Origin of the sequence: Arthrobacter globiformis (assembly GCF_003261175.1) — a bacterium.
GTDB classification, from domain to species: Bacteria; Actinomycetota; Actinomycetes; order Actinomycetales; family Micrococcaceae; genus Arthrobacter; species Arthrobacter globiformis_A.
Window position 1 is genome coordinate 397,022 of record NZ_QLNP01000098.1, and the last position, 15,714, is coordinate 412,735.

Consider the following 15,714-nt stretch of genomic DNA (forward strand, 5'->3'; position numbering starts at 1 on the left):
CCGTCCAGCTGCCCGGCCAGCTCATCGGCCACCAGGACCACTCCTCCTACCACTCCGGGGGTGGCTGGTGAGCAGCGAACCGCCGGCGTCCTGCTGGTGAGTGCCAACCTTAATGGGGCTGGGAAGATTGGCAATGAGGCTGGGAAGATCGGCATGATGGTCTCCATCGCGGACGGCATCCCGGCCGCGACTGGGAGCTCACGTACTCCTCGAACCCGAAACACGACATTGGCTGCATCCCGTTCGACCAGTCCTGCCACGTTTTGTACCGGACGTGGCGGACGGCGGAGCCGGTGTATGTTGACGAGTTGGCCGCCTTGAGGGATATGACCTGGAGGTTGGGAAGACTTGCCGGCCGGACTGCGCTCAGGGTTGGGTTGACGGGGTGAGCACCGGGCTGTGCCTCGACGGGGCGGACGTCGAGCTCGCCATGCGCGGCTGAGGGGTCGGCACTTGAAGCCGGCTGCAACCCAGAAGTGTCACCCATGTCCCGACTCACCGGTGAAGCGTCACCTGTTCACGATGTCCCGACTCATATGTCAACTATGTCGTGAACTACACGCCTCCTGCCCCACAGCTACACCCCGGTCGTCGGACCCGGGTGTTGTTGTTTTTCCCCCGTGGTCACCGGCTAATCCGCGGCTACAGCTCATAAGCCGGAAGGACCTTGTCCTTTGGGCGGGAGGTGGCCGCGCCGGGACGATTCACGGACCACCTGGCGGATGTTCGCGAACAGCACGGCCTTCACCGCTGTCATGTCAGGGGTATGGCCCTGCTTCAGTGCGCTCTCGAGACTGCCGCAGTAGGATTCAAGGCGCCGCGCGCCGGCCATCCCGGAGCTGACCCTCAGGCTGATGATAGCCTCCAAAGTCGTCTCGGTATCGCCACGGGTGAGGCCCTTGAAGATCCTGGCCGCCCGCACGGGGAGCATCACCAGATACTCCTCCATGAACTTCCGCGCCGCATCCTCGCCGGCTTCGTCGCTGAGGTCCTGCAATGCACCGTCATCCAGGACCGGAAGGTCCTGGCCCGCGTCCGGGTCCTCCGTCATGCAGCCACCTCATCCATTTGTCCACGCCGTTCTGTGATTCTGAATCAAATGCTCCCGGACGCAGCTCAAGAACCTGCCACCGTCGTCGCAGGTTCGGATCAAGAGTTTGCCAGTATCAATCCAGGGAGCTGCAGACGGCCCGCAGGCAGGGAGCTCCGGCGGCCCCTGGCCGCCGCATGTAATTGTCCGCCGGGTCCGGGTACATCGGGGGGAATGCGATCCGGACCCGGCATTCTGAAGCATCGGTTCGCGGCTACCTTCTGCTTCAGGGACAGGAACAGTCTGCAGCCTGAACATTGTGAAATGCGGGTGCTACCTGATAGCAGGGCTTCGTTTTTACCCCCTGGGCGCGGGGTTAGATCCCGCACTCCCCAGGTTTTCCCAAGCTTCGCCTAGCATCGCTCTCATGAAAAGCTGGGCCGAAGAGACCGCTTCCGGGTAGCCGTCATGGCTGTGCTGGTTGGATGGGGCGCCGTGGTGGCCGTGGACATGATCCGTGGGCGGGCCCCCGGAGGATGCCCTTTTCAACGCGTCATTCTGGATGTTGGCCGCCGCCATAGCCGGGTATTTCACCTGGAAGCGCAGCAGGAAGACGGCGGACAGACTCTCGGAGCACGGGCAGGTACTGATTTACCTCCGCTACCCGGACGCCCGCCCCGGCGCCTTGAATGGAATCTGGACATGGGCGTTGCCACGCTGGAGCAGGGAAGGATCAGCCGGCAGGACGCAAAGTATGTGAGGCACCGCCTGTTCCAGGTAACGACCTTTGCGTCGGACGGCGGCCGCATTGAAATCGCTGCCAGCCCTGGCGCGAAAACGGCCACGGGGAGGGGGAATTCCCTGCCCGTGGCCGCCAGACGTGCAAGAGGTGCGGGTTACTGGCCGCCGCAGAACCTGCTGTAGGTGCTGCCGGCCTGCTCGTAGCCGGTCTTCAGCTCGGTGAGTTTCGCCTCGTCCGGGGTTTCTTTCGCGGACTCATCCGTGTATGCCAGGATGGCCTGCAGCGCGGGCCGCAGCTCGTCCGAGGACACTGCCTCGATGGGGCGGATCTGGTTGGCCAGGCGGGTCATGCCGGTCTTGCCGACGGAGTTCGCGGGGTTCGAGACAACCGTCCGGATCCGGTCGCACGTCTGTGCGGTGGTGAGCTGCGGCGCGGCGCAGGCGGAAGCGGAGAGGACGAACCCGGCGGCAAGCAGGGCGGTGGTGAGTTTCTTCATGTTTCCCTCAGTAGTTGATGTCAATCGATTGTAAGCAGACGCAACCAGCTAAGGACGGACGGGTTACGGCTGTTGCTAGCAGCCGCGGGACTGCTCATCCGCCAACTGTTCGTCCGACTCGAGCCGGCGAAGCGCGGAGAGCCGCTGGTCTATCCGTGACAGGACGGCGGCCAGTTCCACGGGGACGCTGCCCGCCGGCGCACCAAGGGGATCGCCAAGCGGGGCCGGGGCGATGAGGAACGGAGTGATGTCCCGCTCGTGGAGGACGTCCAGCAAGGCCAGGAACCGCTGCCAGTCGGCTGTGCCGGCTGCGGACTCCGCTGAGGGTAAAGGGATGGCGTCCACCACCCACGCGGGGAACCTTCCCGCCAGCAACACATAGTCCGCAGCCGCCCGGGCCCCGCCGCACAGCTCGGCGAAGCTGGCCCACAGGATGTCCGGGTCGGCACCCTTAACTGGCAGCGGACCGGTGGGCAGCGCCAGGACGTCCCGCTGGGAAGGCGAGGGCCGGAACAGCCCGTAGGCGCCCAGCTGTCGTTCCGTGCCGGGCGTGATGACCAGGCCCTGATCGAAACCGGCCACTAGAGCCAGCCCTTCCGCTTGAAGATGACATACATCAGCGCGGCGGTGGCGGCCATCAGCAGCATCGCCATGGGATAGCCGTAGGCCCAGTGCAGCTCCGGCATATGGTCAAAGTTCATGCCGTACACGCCGGCCACAAAGGACGGGGCGAAGAAGATGGCCGCCCAGGAAGAGATCTTCTTTACCTGCTCGTTCTGCTGCGCGCTGGCCTCGTTCTGCCGGTTGGCCGTCAGCGTGCCGTCCAGGGTCAGCGCGTTCTGCAGGAGGTCACGGAAGGAATCAGCCCGCGAAATCACCCGCTCCACGTGGTCCTCGACGTCCCGAAGGTTGTGCTGGAGCTCGGCGTCGGCAGCGAAGTCGTCGAATCCATCGTTGAGCTGCTGCATGATGACTGGCAGCGGATGGATGGCCCGCTGGAACTGGATGACCTCGCGGGCGAGTTCATAGATGCGGCGGGACACCGCGGAGTCGCCGGAGAAAAGCTGGTCCTCGATTTCGTCGATGTCGTTCTCCAGCCCGGCCACCACGGGGGCGTAATCGTCCACCACCTGGTCCAGCAGCCCGTACAGTACTGCCGGCGGTCCGTGGCGGAGGAGATCCGGCCTGGACTCCAGCCGGCGGCGCACCTGTCCGACGCCGGACATCTCCGCGTGCCGGACGGTCACCACGAAGTTCCTGCCAACGAAAATATGGAGCTCGCCGAATTCCACGGTTTCGGTGTCGTCGCGGTACCGGGCCGGCCGCAGAACAGTGAAGAGGTTGTCACCGTAGCGCTCCAGCTTTGGCCGTTGGTGGGCCGAGATGGCGTCCTCGACGGCCAGATCGTGCAGCCCAAACTCCTCGGCTACGGCGGCCATTTCGGCTTTCGAAGGACGGTACAGGCCTATCCAGGCCATTCCGCCATGGCTGTCAAGCGTCTCAAACGTCTGCTCCAGGTTTTCGGGCTCCGCTGTGCGGACCCCGTCGACGTACACGGCGTTGTCAATGATGGTCACAGTCTGCAGGTCTCCGTCTGTTGAGTCAGGACATCGCGCCGATGATCACTCCCGCTGCGGTCACAGCGAGGACATCATGGCCGGAGTCGATGAGCGTCACTGCAACAGGACGTCCGGCGAAACCGTTGTGGATTACGTGGCCTCCCACCCGGAACACCACTGCCAGCACAAAAGCGAACCATCCGCCGGCCAGCGCGCTGTCGAGTCCAAGCTTGTTGATCAGCACTGCGAGGAGGATGACTGTCAGGGCTGCCGCCGCCATCATGGGAACCCAGACCGCGGCGCCGCCCTCCGAGTTCCTGAGGTCCTCTTCCGTCTTGCGCACGGCCTCCATCCAGCGATTGCCGAGCACGGCGGGCAAATACCAAACGAAGCCGATGGCCATGCTCGCGATGAAGGCAAGAAGTACCGCAAGCCAGTTGACCTGTAAGAAGTAAGAGAGCCAGTCCATCCTCGAATCCTATTCCGACTGGGCGCCGGCAGACTGCACGAGGCGGCTGATCAGGGGCTCGGTCCGGTACGGGATGTGCGTGTGGAGGGCCAGCACGGTTTCGGTGCGGATCACACCCTTGATACGCAGGATCGAGCGCAGCGCGGCCTGGAGATTCTGCGTGTCCGTGGCCACCACCCGACACCAGACGTCGCCCCGGCCGGAGATCTCGTGCACTTCGAGGACCTGGGGAATCAGCCGCAAGGCGGCGATCACTCCGTCGAGTTCCCGGTGGGTCACCTCAATCGTCACGAAGGCGACGACGTCGAATCCCACCGCCTCGAGGTCGATCTCACGGCCGCCGTCGTGCAGGATGCCAGAGCGCAGCATCCGGCGCACGCGGGATTGGGCAGTGTTCCTCGCAATGCCGAGTTTTTCGCTCAGCTCGCCGATCTGGACGCGGGGGTCGCGGATCAGCTCGAGCAGGATCTTCAGATCCGTAGGGTCCAATGTGTTCAAATCGTCACTCCGGTTCATGAATCCGGCCAAAGATTGATGGTTTTGCTCAATATTCCCACAGAATGACGCACTCGGTACGCACTCCTGCCGCATTCTTTAGGTACCAGGATTCCATCCGTGCGAGCAGCCCCCACAAGGGGCAGGTTCGCCGGGCACACAGGCAAGGGCACGGGCATGACCGTCTTTAGCGAACTTCGAATGCGTCCGGCTTCAGCTACCCGCTGGGGCTGGGATGCGTCCACCACCTCACGGCTTGCCATGGCCGGCGTCGTCATTTTCACTCTCCTGGTGGGAGCAAACCTGGCGACCCCGCTGTACCCGCTGCTGCAGGCCCGGCTCGGCATCAGTTCCCTGGGCATCACCGTCGCGTTCGCCGCTTATGTCCTGGCCCTCGTGGCTACGCTCATGCTCGCGGGGCACTGGTCCGACCACATCGGGCGCCGTGCGGCCCTCCTCCTTGCCGTGCTGACGGGCCTCGCGGGCGGCCTGCTCTTTGCGAACGCGGACAGTCTTGCCGGGCTCTGCGGCGGCCGGGCGCTGCAGGGCGTTGCCGTGGCACTGGCTACGGGGGCGAGCTCCGCAGCGCTGCGCGAGCTGCTGCCGAAGCGCCCGGAGTGGGCCTCCCGTTTCACGCTGCTGGCATCGGCAGGGGGAGTGGCGGCAGGCCCCGCGATCGGCGGGATCCTTTCCCTCCTGCCGGGTGCCACCACCACGCCGTACCTCATCCATTCGCTCGTCCTGGCCGCCCTGCTGGTCCCGCTGTACCTGTTGCGCGCCCGTCCCACCATCAAACCTGCTGCCGGTCCCCGCCCGCTGAAGGTCCTGGCGCCGCGCCGTCCGACGGTGTCCCGGGAGGCCCGTGGTGCATTCTGGCTGGCAGCAGCCGTCGGCTTCCTCAGCTTTGCCGTTTTCGGCTTCTGCCTGTCCCTCGCGCCAAGTTACTTCGCGAAGATTCTCGTCACCGATTCGCGGCCACTGATCGGCCTGCTGGCCGGGCTCACCCTGGGCGCTTCGGCCCTGAGCCAGCTGATCGCCGTCCGCAGCAGGTTCGCAGTGCCCGCGGGGCTGGCAGTGCTGGGCGGCGGGGTGGCGCTCCTCGCGGCGGCGGCTGCCGCGGGCAACCCGTGGCTGCTGGTTGCGGCGAGCCTGGCCGCAGGCGCCGGGCAGGGCGTAGCCTTCCGGACCGTCTTCAACGACGTGGCGGGCAAGGTGGAGGCGTCCCGGCATGCACAGATCGTCAGCACGGTTTATATGATCACCTACCTCGGAAGTGCCGTGCCGGTGGTGGGGCTCGGGTTAGCAACGGCGGCGTACGGCCTGGAGACGGCCGTCGCCGGATTCGTGACTGCGTCCGCCTGCGCGGCGGGGCTGCTGGCCGTGATCACCTGGCGCCGCAGTATCCGCCGGTAGCAGCGCCGGGAGGCACCCGCAGCAGCGGCGGGAGGCACCGCCGTCGTCGTCAAAACACCGATTTGCAAAGAAACACTTGCAAAGAAGTGGTTGCAAAATAACCGTTGCAAAGAAATCTTTGCAAGAGTAGGCTTGCCGTATGGCCGCTAAGCCGAACATCGAAACCCCCGACGTGCAGGATCTGCCGTACCCCGTACGAAAGATGGACCCGGCCTCCCTCAAAGCCCTGGCACATCCGCTGCGCGTCCAGATCCTGGAGATGCTGTCCCGGTACGGGGCGCAGACGGCGTGCAGCCTCGGCGACCTGCTGGGGGAGTCCAGCGGTTCCACGAGCTATCACCTGCGCCAGCTGGCCAAGCACGACTTCGTGCGGGAAGTGGAGGGAAAAGGCACGGCACGTGAGCGGTGGTGGGAGCGGCCGCGCGGCGCCATTGAGGTTTCGTCACCTGAGCTCGCAAGTTCGCCCGCCACCCAGGAAGCGTCACGGCTGGTCAACCGGGAGTTCGAACACCGCCGCCAGGCCGTGCTGGCCGATTTTATGGCGCACGGGGCGGACACCCTCGACCGCGAGTGGCTGGAAGCGGCCATCGTCAGCACCGCCAACGTGCGAATGAACGAAGAACAGCTGGCCGCGTATACACGGGCGATGGACGCCTACTCCTACCGACTCCTGGAGGGGATCCGGGGTGAGGACGAGCAGGAAGGCGCCCGTCCCGTCCAGATCCACTTCAACGCCTTCCCCATCCTTGGCGTCCCCGCGTCCGCCGGCAGCCGCGGCCAGCGTAAAGCGCAGCCCGCGGAGCACGCCGCGGAGCACACCGCGGAGCACAATGCAGCCCAGGCGAAATACAGCAGCACAAAAGAGTCAACGAGCCCCGAAAGGAAAGAGCCATGAGTGCTCTATCGGTCAACCAGTCCGTCACCGGCTACCGCCGTGCCTCCGTGCTGGAAGCCGTGGCCGTCCATATCGGCGCCGGCCTGGTGGGATGGGCGGAGCGGCGCCGGGTTGTTCCCGAGGAAACCGTCCGGTTGCAGCGGGACGCCGCTCGGCGCCGAGATGAACTGAACCTTCTCCGCGGAGACATTATCGGCGCAGCCCACTCCGGCCTGCTGCTTTCGCGCCGCTAGGCAGCATCGGGCGGGTTGTCCCGGTGCAGGCTCAGTCCCGGTGCGGGCTCAGTCCTGATCCGGCAGCGGCCCGTGGTTGCCTGGCATGTGCTCGAACACCAGCGTGGTTTCGGTGTGGCCCACCACGGGGTCCGTGGCGAGGTTGTCCAGAACCCAGTCCCGCAGGTCCTCGGTGGTGGCAACGGCGATGTGCAGCAGGTAGTCGACCGAGCCCGACGTGTGGAAGGTTGACAGGACGGCAGGCAGCTTGGGGACCCGGGAGGTGAACCGGTCGATCTGCTCCCGGTCGTGGGCGCGGAGCCGGACGGCGATGAGGGCCTGCACTGACCGGCCAATCGCGGAAAGGCTCAGTTTCGCCTCAAACCCCTGGATGATGCCCCGGTCCGAGAGCGCGCGCGTGCGCATGAGGGCGGTCGAGGGGGCGATGCCCACCAGTTCAGCCAGCTGCTTGTTGGATATCCGGGCGTCGTCCACAAGTGCCGCCAGCAGCCGCTCGTCGATGGCGTCGAGGGGTTCGTGCCCCGCCGCCGGGCGAATATTCTTCGCGTTGCTGCTCACGGATCCTCCTGAAGTGTTCTCCGTTCATCTTAGCGGCGTGAAAGTCGCCGAGACATTCACCTGTGGGCGGCACTCCCGAACATCTGCAGGTTTCCTCCTTCGTTGGGCGGCGGATTATTCAGGGATGCTGCAGGCTCGCCTCGTCCTGCCGCCGCTGCCGCCCGGAGGCGGGGTGCACGACGGCGGTGATCACCGCCGTCGTGCACCCCAGGATGATGACGGCAGTAGCCAGCGCCTGCCAGCCGAGGGACTGGAACACCAGTCCTCCTGCCCAGCCCAGGATGCTGGAGCCGAGGTAGTACGCGAGGTTGTACAGCGATGCCGCCTGTGCCCGGCCGGTCTGGGCAATGGCTCCGGTCCAGCCTGCGCCGATGCTGTGCGCAGCGAAGAAGCCGCCGGTGAAGATGACGAGCCCGGCCAGTATTAGCGCCAGTACCTGGGTGAGGGTGAGGGCCAGGCCCGCCGCCATGACGGCAATGCCGGCCAGCAGCACGGTGCGCCGGCCGAAGCGCTGCGTCAGGGCGCCGGCCCAGCGCGAGGTCGCGGTGCCCGACAGATAGGCCAGGAAGATGAGGCTGATGAGCGTGGCGGGAAGGCTAAACGGCTCGCCGGAGAGCCGGAACCCGAGATAGTTGTAGACGGCCACAAAGCCGCCCATCAGCAGGAAGGCCTGCACGTAAAGTGCCAGCAGCCTCGGGTTGGCCAGATGGCCGGACAGCGTCCTGGCCGCACCGCGGAGGCCTCGGCCCCGGGCCGGGCTGAAGCCGCGGGCCTTGGGGATCAGGACCAGGAAGAGCACGGCGGCCACGGTGGCCAGAATGGAGACCGAGAGCGCGGCGGCGCGCCATCCCCATAATTCCCCGGCCGGTCCGGCGACGAGCCTTCCCGCCAGGCCGCCCAGTGTGGTGCCCGCGACGTAGCTGCCCGCGGCCACGGCGGCGTGCGCCCGGTCGATTTCCTCGTTGAGGTAGGCGATGGCGATGGCAGGAATGCCGCCCAGGGCCATGCCCTCCAGCATCCGGAGGCCGAGCAGGACGGGGAAGGACGTGGCCAGGGGCACCAACAGGCCCAGTGCCGTGGCCAGGCAGATTCCCCAGGTCATGGCCTTCACCCTCCCGATCCGGTCTGCGAGGAACGACCAGGGAATGACGGTGACGGCGAGGCCGACGGTGGCCAGCGAAATGGTCAGCGCGGCTTCGGCCGCTGTAACCCGAAGCTCGGCGGCCATCACGGGGAGCACGGCCTGGGTGGAATAGAGCTGCGCGAAGGTGGCCACGCCGGCGAACGCGAGGCCGGCCAGGATCCTGCCGTAGGCCTGTGAACCCTTCCGGTGCCCGTTCCACTCCAGGTTTCCGGGGGCGTGCTTGTGGGGCGTTGGCATGCCTTCAGCGTAGATCTATGCTGACCTAGTATCCAATGCATGATTCGTCAGTGATTCATGCTGGAACGGATTGAATGACGGAGGGAAACAGTGGATATCGAGCACAGGCAGCTGGTGCAGCTGCTTCCGATTCTGCCGTTGCTGGCGGAGCTTGGGCGGACGCAGCACATCACCGAAACCGCCGAGCTGCTCGGCGTTCCGCAGTCGACGGTCAGCCGTGCGCTGGCGCGCGCCAGCGCCGTGGTGGGGACCGAGCTGCTGGTCAGGGACGGCAGGGGAGTCCGGCTGACACCTGCCGCCACTGCGCTGCTGCCCTATGTGGAATCGGCGCTCGCCGAGTTCCGTGCCGGCCTGGACCTCGTCCGGCACGAATCGGAGGTGGTGCGTGGCCGGGTGGCCGTGACCTTCCAGCACACGTTCGGCGAGGCGACGCTGCCCCTGCTCATCAGCGCATTCCGGGGCCGCTATCCGCAGACGGAGTTCGATCTCCGCCAAGGCTCCCGCGACAGCTGCCTGGCGGAACTCTCCTCCGGCGCCGCCGATCTCGCGCTGACTGCGCCAGTGGCGCCAGCCAGCAGGGCCATCGGCTCCGCCGCGCTGTACCGGGAACCGCTGCGGCTCGTGGTGCACCACCGGCACCCGCTGGCGGACCGGAAGTCCGTGGCCATGGCCGAGATCCGGAAAGATCCGTTCGTTGCGCTCGGATCCGGCTACGGGCTGCGCTCCCTGGCGGAGGCCCTGTTCCGGGAGGCCGGATTCAGACCGCGGATCGCCTTCGAAAGCCAGGATTCACACACCGCGCGTGGTCTGGTGTCCGCCGGGTTGGGCGTCAGCATCCTCCCCCCGGAGGGAGGCAGCGGACCGGGCCGCGGCGTCACGGCGGACACCGGCGACCTGGGCTGGGTCGAAATTGCGCTGGAATCGGAACTGGCGTACCGCGAGATCGGCCTGGCGTGGCGGGAGCGCCGCAGCGGGCGGGAGAGCGAACCTGACGCCGTCAGGCTCTTCCGGGAGTTGGTGCTGGAGGAGGGGCCAGGGCTGCTGGCGGGGCTGGTCCGGTCCCGCTCAGGCGCCTGACGGGCCGCTGGCGCCGGGGCTCAAACCGGCGCCGGGCGCTAAACGTCCAGGAGAGCGCCCACGGCCTCGGCCACGGGTCCCGTCCTGGCCGAGCGCCAGCCCTTCCCCGCCCAAAGGTTCAGCCGTTCCTGGTCACCTGCAGCGGCAGCTGCCGCTCGGATTGGAGCCGTCAGATGGTGGATGGCGGGGTAGCCCTCGGGGGCATCCCCGTGGTCGCGGACAAAGTCATTGACCAGCGCGCGTGCGTAACGGCCAGTAAACGCGCGGGTGGGTGTTGTTTCGGTGAAGCGGTCATCGCCCAGGGCGTCCTTGTGCAGCTGCCGCGCGCCGCTTTCGTCCGTCCGCAGCAGCGCCGTTCCCACCTGCGCGGCCACCGCCCCTGCGGCAATGGCCGACCGAACAGCGGCGGCGTCGGACACCGCGCCGGCGGCGATCAGCGGCAGGTCGACGGCGGCCGCCACCTCCCGGATCAGGTCCGCCGTCGACGGCGGCATCCCTCCAGTTTTCGTCACAGCCAGGAACGCGCCGGAGTGGGCACCGGCGCTGCTGTGCTGGACGACGAGGGCGTCGACTCCGCGGTCCGCTGCCAGCCCGGCCTCGGCCCGGCTGGTGACCGTGGCGATGACCGTGGACCCCGCCTTCCGAAGCGCCTCGACAACTGCGGAATCGGGCAATCCGAACGCGAAGCTGACCAGTTCCACGGGGTGCTGCAGCAGGAGGTCGATCTTCGCCTGCCAGGCGTCGTCGTCGTCAAGCAGCAGGGGCGGCACGGCCACGCCATAGCGCCCTGCGTCGTGGCTGAGGCTGCTCCGGTACTCCTCGAGCCTTGCCACAGCGTCGGGCGAGGGGTTCAGCTGTGCATGGTCCGGCACAAAAACGTTGACCCCGAACCGGACACCGGCGTCCCGGCAGGCGCGGATCTCCGCACTGACCGCCTCCGCACTCTTGTACCCCGCGGCGAGAAAGCCAAGGCCTCCGGCGCGGTGGACGGCCCGGACGAAGTCCGGCGTGGACGTCCCGCCTGCCATGGGCGCTGCAATGATGCGGGAATCAATCTCGGCGTGGGGCATGGCCGGCTCCTTGGGGCTAATCAGTAATCTGTTCAGGTGACTAACTCTGACAACCTATCCGGTGTGGCCCCTGCTTCGTCCAACGCAGCCGCGTCCGATGCTGTTTCGCCCAGCACAGTCCCGGCCGGCGCCGCCGGTTCCAGCACGGGCGGCGCCAACGACGTCGTGATCGGCCTCGACATCGGAGGCACCAAGACGAGGGGCGTCCGGTTCGAGCACGGGGAACCGGTGGCCGACCAGAGCGTGGGCAGCGCCAACGTCCAGAACGTCAGCCGTGCGGAAGCAGCGGCGCACCTTGCGGAGCTTTTCGCCAAAATCGGCCGGGGGGCGGTGGCACAGGTCTATGCCGGCGCCGGCGGGATCGACACCGATGAGGACGCCGCCGCCCTGGCCGCCCTCATCGAGCCGCACGCCCCGGGGGCCCGGATCACCGTGGTCCACGACTCCCGGCTTCTGCTCGCGGCCGGCGGCGCCAGCACCGGCGTCGCTGTCATCGCGGGCACCGGCTCGGCGGCCTGGGGCGCGAACGGGGACGGCGGCGAGGCGCGGGCGGGCGGCTGGGGTTACCTCCTGGGCGACGAAGGCAGCGGTTACTGGCTGGGCCGCGAGGCGGTCCGCCACAGCCTGCGGCGTATGAACCAGGGGCAGGAACCGGACGAGCTGACACGGGCACTCCTGGAGTCCTGCAACACCGATGACCCGAACAAGCTGATCGCGCTGTTCCACTCCCCGGACACCGGGCGGCGCTTCTGGGCGCAGCAGGCCCGGCTGGTGGTGGAGGCGGCCGATGCCGGCCATCGCGTCAGCCGGGACCTGATCGACCAGGCGGGCAAGGACCTGGCGGAGATGGCCGCCCAGGTCCTCCGGCAGTTGGGGCTGGACGGTCCGGTCATCCTGGGCAGCGGCCTGGGCATGAACGTTGTCCGGCTGCAGGATTCATTCCGGAAGCACCTGGCGGCAGCCGGAGTCAGCGACGTGCGGATCCTGGCGCAGGACCCCGTTTTCGGTGTCCCGCTGCTGGTCCGCGGCCAGCCCTGACGCCGGGCCCTGACAGCGGGCCCTAGGACCGCGCCCTAGAACCGGGTCCGCGGCCTGAGCTTCACTCCGGGCAAGGGCGGCGCGGGGATCCTGCCTGCCTCGCGGCCCGCATCCGGCCCGTGGCCGCGGACCAGTCCGAAGCGCGCACCTTCCGCGGCCGGATCCGGCAGTTCGGCCTGGGCCTCCCAGTCCGCCCGCGCCTGGGCCACCTCCTCATGGGTCCTGCCCACGAAGTTCCACCACATCAGCAGCTCCTCCTGGAGCGGCTCGCCGCCGATCAGCACGAAGCGGGTCTCCGGCAGGGCGTCCACGGCCAAGACTTCGCGCCCGGCACCCAGGTAGCCCAGCGGCCCCGGGCCGATCTCCTGCCCGTCCACCGTCAGGCCGCCGTCGAGCACCAGGACGGCGTGCTCGAACGCCGGGTCGAGCGGGAAGGCGGCCGCCGCGCCGCAGCTGATGTCCGCGCCGACGATCGGCGTGTACATCGAGGCCCGCGAGGAAGCGCCGGCGAAGGTTCCCACCATCACCGTGGCGGTGAAGCCCGGGCCATGAACCGTGGGCAGGTCGCGGTGCTGCTCGAAGGCGGGAGGCCTGTCCCGCTCCCCGTCCGGCAACGCGACCCACAGCTGCAGCCCGCGCTGCAGCGGAAGCCCTGCACCGCCGTCGTCCATGCCACCGCCGTCGTCCGTGGCCGGCAGCACGGCAAACTCGGAGTGCGAGACGCCGTGGCCCGCGGTCATGATGTTCAGCTCGCCGGGGCGGACAATGACGTCGCTGCCAACGCTGTCCCGGTGCCTGATCTGCCCGGCCAGCGGCCACGTCACGGTCTGCAGCCCGGTGTGCGGGTGCGGCAGCACGGACATCGCCGTCCGGTCGGGGCCGAAGCTGTCCAGGAAGCACCAGGCACCCACCGTCGGCAGGCCGCGCTGGGGCAGGGTGCGGAGTACCGACATGGCGCGGACCCCGCCGAGCGGCACTTCGCGTGCCGGCCACAGCTGCAGGCAGGGCCCGCCTCCCGTCCCTGTGTCCGGGCCGGCGGGCGGGCAGGTTTCCTCCTGCGGGAGGAGCTCCAGATTCGTCACAGTCCCACTCTAGGACGGCTGCCTGCAGGCGGATAGCGCGGGGCTACGCTGGAGCCATGAGCGTTCTCTTTGACACCCGCCCCGCCGCCTACGCGGTCATCATCCGCGACGGCGCCATCCTTCTGGCGTACTGGAAGCAGGACGGCAAGGAAGGCTGGACACTGCCCGGCGGCGGGTTGGACCTGGCCGAGCACCCCGTGGACGGCTGCATCCGTGAGGTCTTCGAGGAGACGGGGTATCACGCCGAAATCGGCGAGATGCTTGGGATCGACGTCGGTCACTGGCCGGCGGATTCGCGGCTGGACGGGGCAGACCGCGACTTCCAGGCGCTCCGCCTGGTCTATGAGGCGAGGGTGACTGGCGGGGAGCTCACCCACGAAACGAACGGCACCACCACGCATGCCGCGTGGATTCCGCTGCAGGACGTCAGTTCGCTGAACAGGGTGTCCCTGGTTGACGCGGCGCTTCGGCTGTTCTCGGAGCGGCCAGTTAACGGCAAGCTGGATTCACTGGACTGATTTCCCTGCAGCCCCCCGGTTGCCCTAGCCAGCCGGCGCCCTGCTGGCTATTCTGGGGGAGTCCCCGGACCTTCTTGTCCGGCGGCGGCCAGTCCGGCATGAACTTCGTACGGGGGAGGTGGACCTGATGATTGCAGATTTTGTGCGCGCTCCGCGCCTTCTCGAAAACACCTTCATTACTCCTGCCCCCGCTGCTGCCCACTCGTAGCCAGCCCAGCGCGCACAGCGCAACTGTCCGCAGCGCAGCGCGTGCCGGCCGGCGGCATTTCGGGGCCAACCCGAGGTTCACAGTGAAAAATTCTTCCGGCACTCGTGCCAACCAGCTTCAAAACCAAACCCCTAACCCAACCCCTTTTCTAAACACTGATTTCATAAACATTGAGCCCCTGCCCGGCCCAAGCCAGTACGGTTTCACGGAGGCCAAGGCGCAGCACTTCGCGGCGCATCCGGCCGGCGGCGCCGAGGCTGCCGCGCGCGTCGTCCGGGTGGACCGGAACCGGATCGTCGCGGCCACGGCCGTCGGACTGGTGCACCTGCCGTATCCGCCCGGTGCCGTGCCGGCCACCGGCGACTGGGTCTGGCTCGGCCGCAACAGGGCCGCGGAACCGGCCGTCGTCGGCGTTCTTCCGCGCACGTCGGAGCTGAGCCGTAAACGTGCCTTCGACCCGTCCACCCAGGCGCAGGTCCTCGCAGCGAACATCGACATGGTGGGCGTGGTTGTTCCCGTCGACCGTCCGCTGAGCCACAACAGGCTCGAACGGACCCTGGTGGCCGTCTGGGATTCCGGCGCCACCCCGCTGGTGATCATCACGAAGGCGGACCTGGCGGACATCGCCGACGACGTCGTCGGGAAGGTGATCCTGCAAGCTGCCGGGGTGGATGTGGTGACCACCTCGGCGGAGCAGGGGGACGGCATCGACGAACTGCTCTCCAAGGTGCAGCCGGGGTGGACGCTCGCCCTGCTGGGCCCTTCAGGCGCCGGGAAGTCCACCCTCATCAACGCGCTGGTGGGGCACCACGTCCGGTCCACCGGGGACGTGCGGGCCACTGACGGCAGGGGGCGGCACACCACGACGTCGCGGGAGCTGGTGCCGCTGCCCAATGGCGCCGTGCTGATGGACACTCCCGGTGTCCGCGGTTTCGGCCTGTTCGACGCCGAGGACGGCATGGAGGAGATGTTCGGCGATCTGCACGTGCTCTTCGAGCAGTGCCGCTTCTCCGACTGCGCCCATGACCGGGAACCCGGGTGCGCCGTCCGCGCGGCGCTCGACGACGGGTCCCTTGAGGAGAGGCGGTGGGCCAGTTACGTCAAGCTCCAGCGCGAACTCGCGGCCCTGGATCGGCGCCACGACGCTGCGGCGCGAAGGGCGTACCAGCGGGAATGGCACCAGAAGGTGGTGGTGGCCGGGCGGAGCCAGCGGGCCGCGGAACGCTACCGACATTCCTAGACTGGAGTTTTTGTCCAGATAATGGCTCCAAGAGCCCTCGGAGCGCCCATTATCGGGACAAAAACTACTCCACCCATCCGGGTGGGGGAGGACGCCGAATCAATCGTGTTTGTCTCCGAATGATTACGGTATCCGTGCCTGCGGCGGTTTTGCTTCTGGCACTGGTTACGCTGTGTCAAGGCGCGCTTTACAGCCAAAAAACAGCGTGCT

Annotated in this window: 17 protein-coding genes; 7 read left to right on the forward strand and 10 right to left on the reverse strand. The window is 67.5% G+C overall.

Annotation, left to right across the window (positions count from 1 at the left end):
- Positions 1–649 precede the first annotated feature (649 nt).
- The 6 genes from DBZ45_RS18460 to DBZ45_RS18490 form a co-directional block, all read right to left on the reverse strand.
- A complete protein-coding gene (locus tag DBZ45_RS18460) occupies positions 650–1,051 on the reverse strand; it encodes a hypothetical protein (RefSeq protein WP_111905271.1) in 402 nt (133 codons plus the stop codon).
- Positions 1,052–1,926: 875 nt separating this feature from the next.
- Complete coding sequence (locus tag DBZ45_RS18470; RefSeq protein ID WP_111905273.1) at positions 1,927–2,268, reverse strand: hypothetical protein; 342 nt, start codon at positions 2,266–2,268, stop codon at positions 1,927–1,929.
- A gap of 75 nt (positions 2,269–2,343) precedes the next feature.
- A complete protein-coding gene (gene zapE / locus DBZ45_RS18475; protein WP_190243181.1) occupies positions 2,344–2,850 on the reverse strand; it encodes an AFG1/ZapE family ATPase in 507 nt (168 codons plus the stop codon).
- A complete protein-coding gene (gene corA / locus DBZ45_RS18480; protein ID WP_111905275.1) occupies positions 2,850–3,845 on the reverse strand; it encodes a magnesium/cobalt transporter CorA in 996 nt (331 codons plus the stop codon). The genes zapE and corA overlap by 1 nt, the downstream gene beginning before the upstream one ends.
- A gap of 25 nt (positions 3,846–3,870) precedes the next feature.
- Positions 3,871–4,296: a DUF1761 domain-containing protein gene (locus DBZ45_RS18485; RefSeq protein ID WP_111905276.1), complete on the reverse strand. Its 426-nt coding sequence runs from the start codon at positions 4,294–4,296 to the stop codon at positions 3,871–3,873.
- A gap of 9 nt (positions 4,297–4,305) precedes the next feature.
- Positions 4,306–4,794 carry an Lrp/AsnC family transcriptional regulator gene (locus DBZ45_RS18490; protein WP_440130532.1) on the reverse strand — a complete coding sequence of 163 codons (489 nt, stop codon included), beginning with the start codon at positions 4,792–4,794 and terminating at the stop codon, positions 4,306–4,308.
- Positions 4,795–4,968: 174 nt separating this feature from the next.
- Between DBZ45_RS18490 and DBZ45_RS18495 the strand changes: the two genes are divergently transcribed.
- The 3 genes from DBZ45_RS18495 to DBZ45_RS18505 all read left to right on the forward strand — a co-directional run bounded on the left by DBZ45_RS18495 (position 4,969) and on the right by DBZ45_RS18505 (position 7,332).
- Positions 4,969–6,204: an MFS transporter gene (locus tag DBZ45_RS18495; RefSeq protein ID WP_111905278.1), complete on the forward strand. Its 1,236-nt coding sequence runs from the start codon at positions 4,969–4,971 to the stop codon at positions 6,202–6,204.
- A gap of 139 nt (positions 6,205–6,343) precedes the next feature.
- Complete coding sequence (locus DBZ45_RS18500; RefSeq protein ID WP_111905279.1) at positions 6,344–7,099, forward strand: ArsR/SmtB family transcription factor; 756 nt, start codon at positions 6,344–6,346, stop codon at positions 7,097–7,099.
- The gene (locus DBZ45_RS18505) at positions 7,096–7,332 is read left to right on the forward strand and encodes a 2-nitropropane dioxygenase (RefSeq protein WP_111905280.1); all 237 of its coding nucleotides are present in this window, start codon (positions 7,096–7,098) and stop codon (positions 7,330–7,332) included. Before DBZ45_RS18500 ends, DBZ45_RS18505 begins: the two co-directional genes overlap by 4 nt.
- A gap of 48 nt (positions 7,333–7,380) precedes the next feature.
- On the opposite strand, the gene DBZ45_RS18510 is transcribed toward DBZ45_RS18505, so the two are convergent.
- Positions 7,381–7,890 (reverse strand): Lrp/AsnC family transcriptional regulator, encoded by a 510-nt coding sequence (locus DBZ45_RS18510; protein ID WP_076801434.1) that lies wholly within the window; start codon positions 7,888–7,890, stop codon positions 7,381–7,383.
- A 118-nt stretch (positions 7,891–8,008) separates the two neighbouring features.
- Positions 8,009–9,271 (reverse strand): MFS transporter, encoded by a 1,263-nt coding sequence (locus tag DBZ45_RS18515; protein ID WP_111905281.1) that lies wholly within the window; start codon positions 9,269–9,271, stop codon positions 8,009–8,011.
- Positions 9,272–9,361: 90 nt separating this feature from the next.
- On the opposite strand from DBZ45_RS18515, the gene DBZ45_RS18520 reads away from it, so the two are divergent.
- Complete coding sequence (locus DBZ45_RS18520) at positions 9,362–10,348, forward strand: LysR substrate-binding domain-containing protein (protein WP_111905282.1); 987 nt, start codon at positions 9,362–9,364, stop codon at positions 10,346–10,348.
- Positions 10,349–10,386: 38 nt separating this feature from the next.
- Here the strand turns inward: DBZ45_RS18520 and DBZ45_RS18525 are convergent, their stop codons facing one another.
- On the reverse strand, positions 10,387–11,418 hold the full coding sequence (locus tag DBZ45_RS18525) for a nitronate monooxygenase (RefSeq protein WP_190243182.1): 1,032 nt from the start codon (positions 11,416–11,418) through the stop codon (positions 10,387–10,389).
- A 165-nt stretch (positions 11,419–11,583) separates the two neighbouring features.
- Between DBZ45_RS18525 and DBZ45_RS18530 the strand changes: the two genes are divergently transcribed.
- On the forward strand, positions 11,584–12,456 hold the full coding sequence (locus DBZ45_RS18530) for an N-acetylglucosamine kinase (RefSeq protein ID WP_111905330.1): 873 nt from the start codon (positions 11,584–11,586) through the stop codon (positions 12,454–12,456).
- Positions 12,457–12,491: 35 nt separating this feature from the next.
- Here the strand turns inward: DBZ45_RS18530 and DBZ45_RS18535 are convergent, their stop codons facing one another.
- A complete protein-coding gene (locus DBZ45_RS18535) occupies positions 12,492–13,538 on the reverse strand; it encodes a pirin family protein (RefSeq protein WP_111905284.1) in 1,047 nt (348 codons plus the stop codon).
- A 56-nt stretch (positions 13,539–13,594) separates the two neighbouring features.
- On the opposite strand from DBZ45_RS18535, the gene DBZ45_RS18540 reads away from it, so the two are divergent.
- Together DBZ45_RS18540 and rsgA are read left to right on the forward strand one after the other, a co-directional pair.
- The gene (locus DBZ45_RS18540; protein ID WP_111905285.1) at positions 13,595–14,056 is read left to right on the forward strand and encodes an NUDIX hydrolase; all 462 of its coding nucleotides are present in this window, start codon (positions 13,595–13,597) and stop codon (positions 14,054–14,056) included.
- Between the two features lie 386 nt (positions 14,057–14,442).
- Positions 14,443–15,504, forward strand: a complete 1,062-nt coding sequence (gene rsgA / locus DBZ45_RS18545) for a ribosome small subunit-dependent GTPase A (protein ID WP_111905331.1) — start codon at positions 14,443–14,445, stop codon at positions 15,502–15,504.
- Positions 15,505–15,714 lie beyond the last annotated feature (210 nt).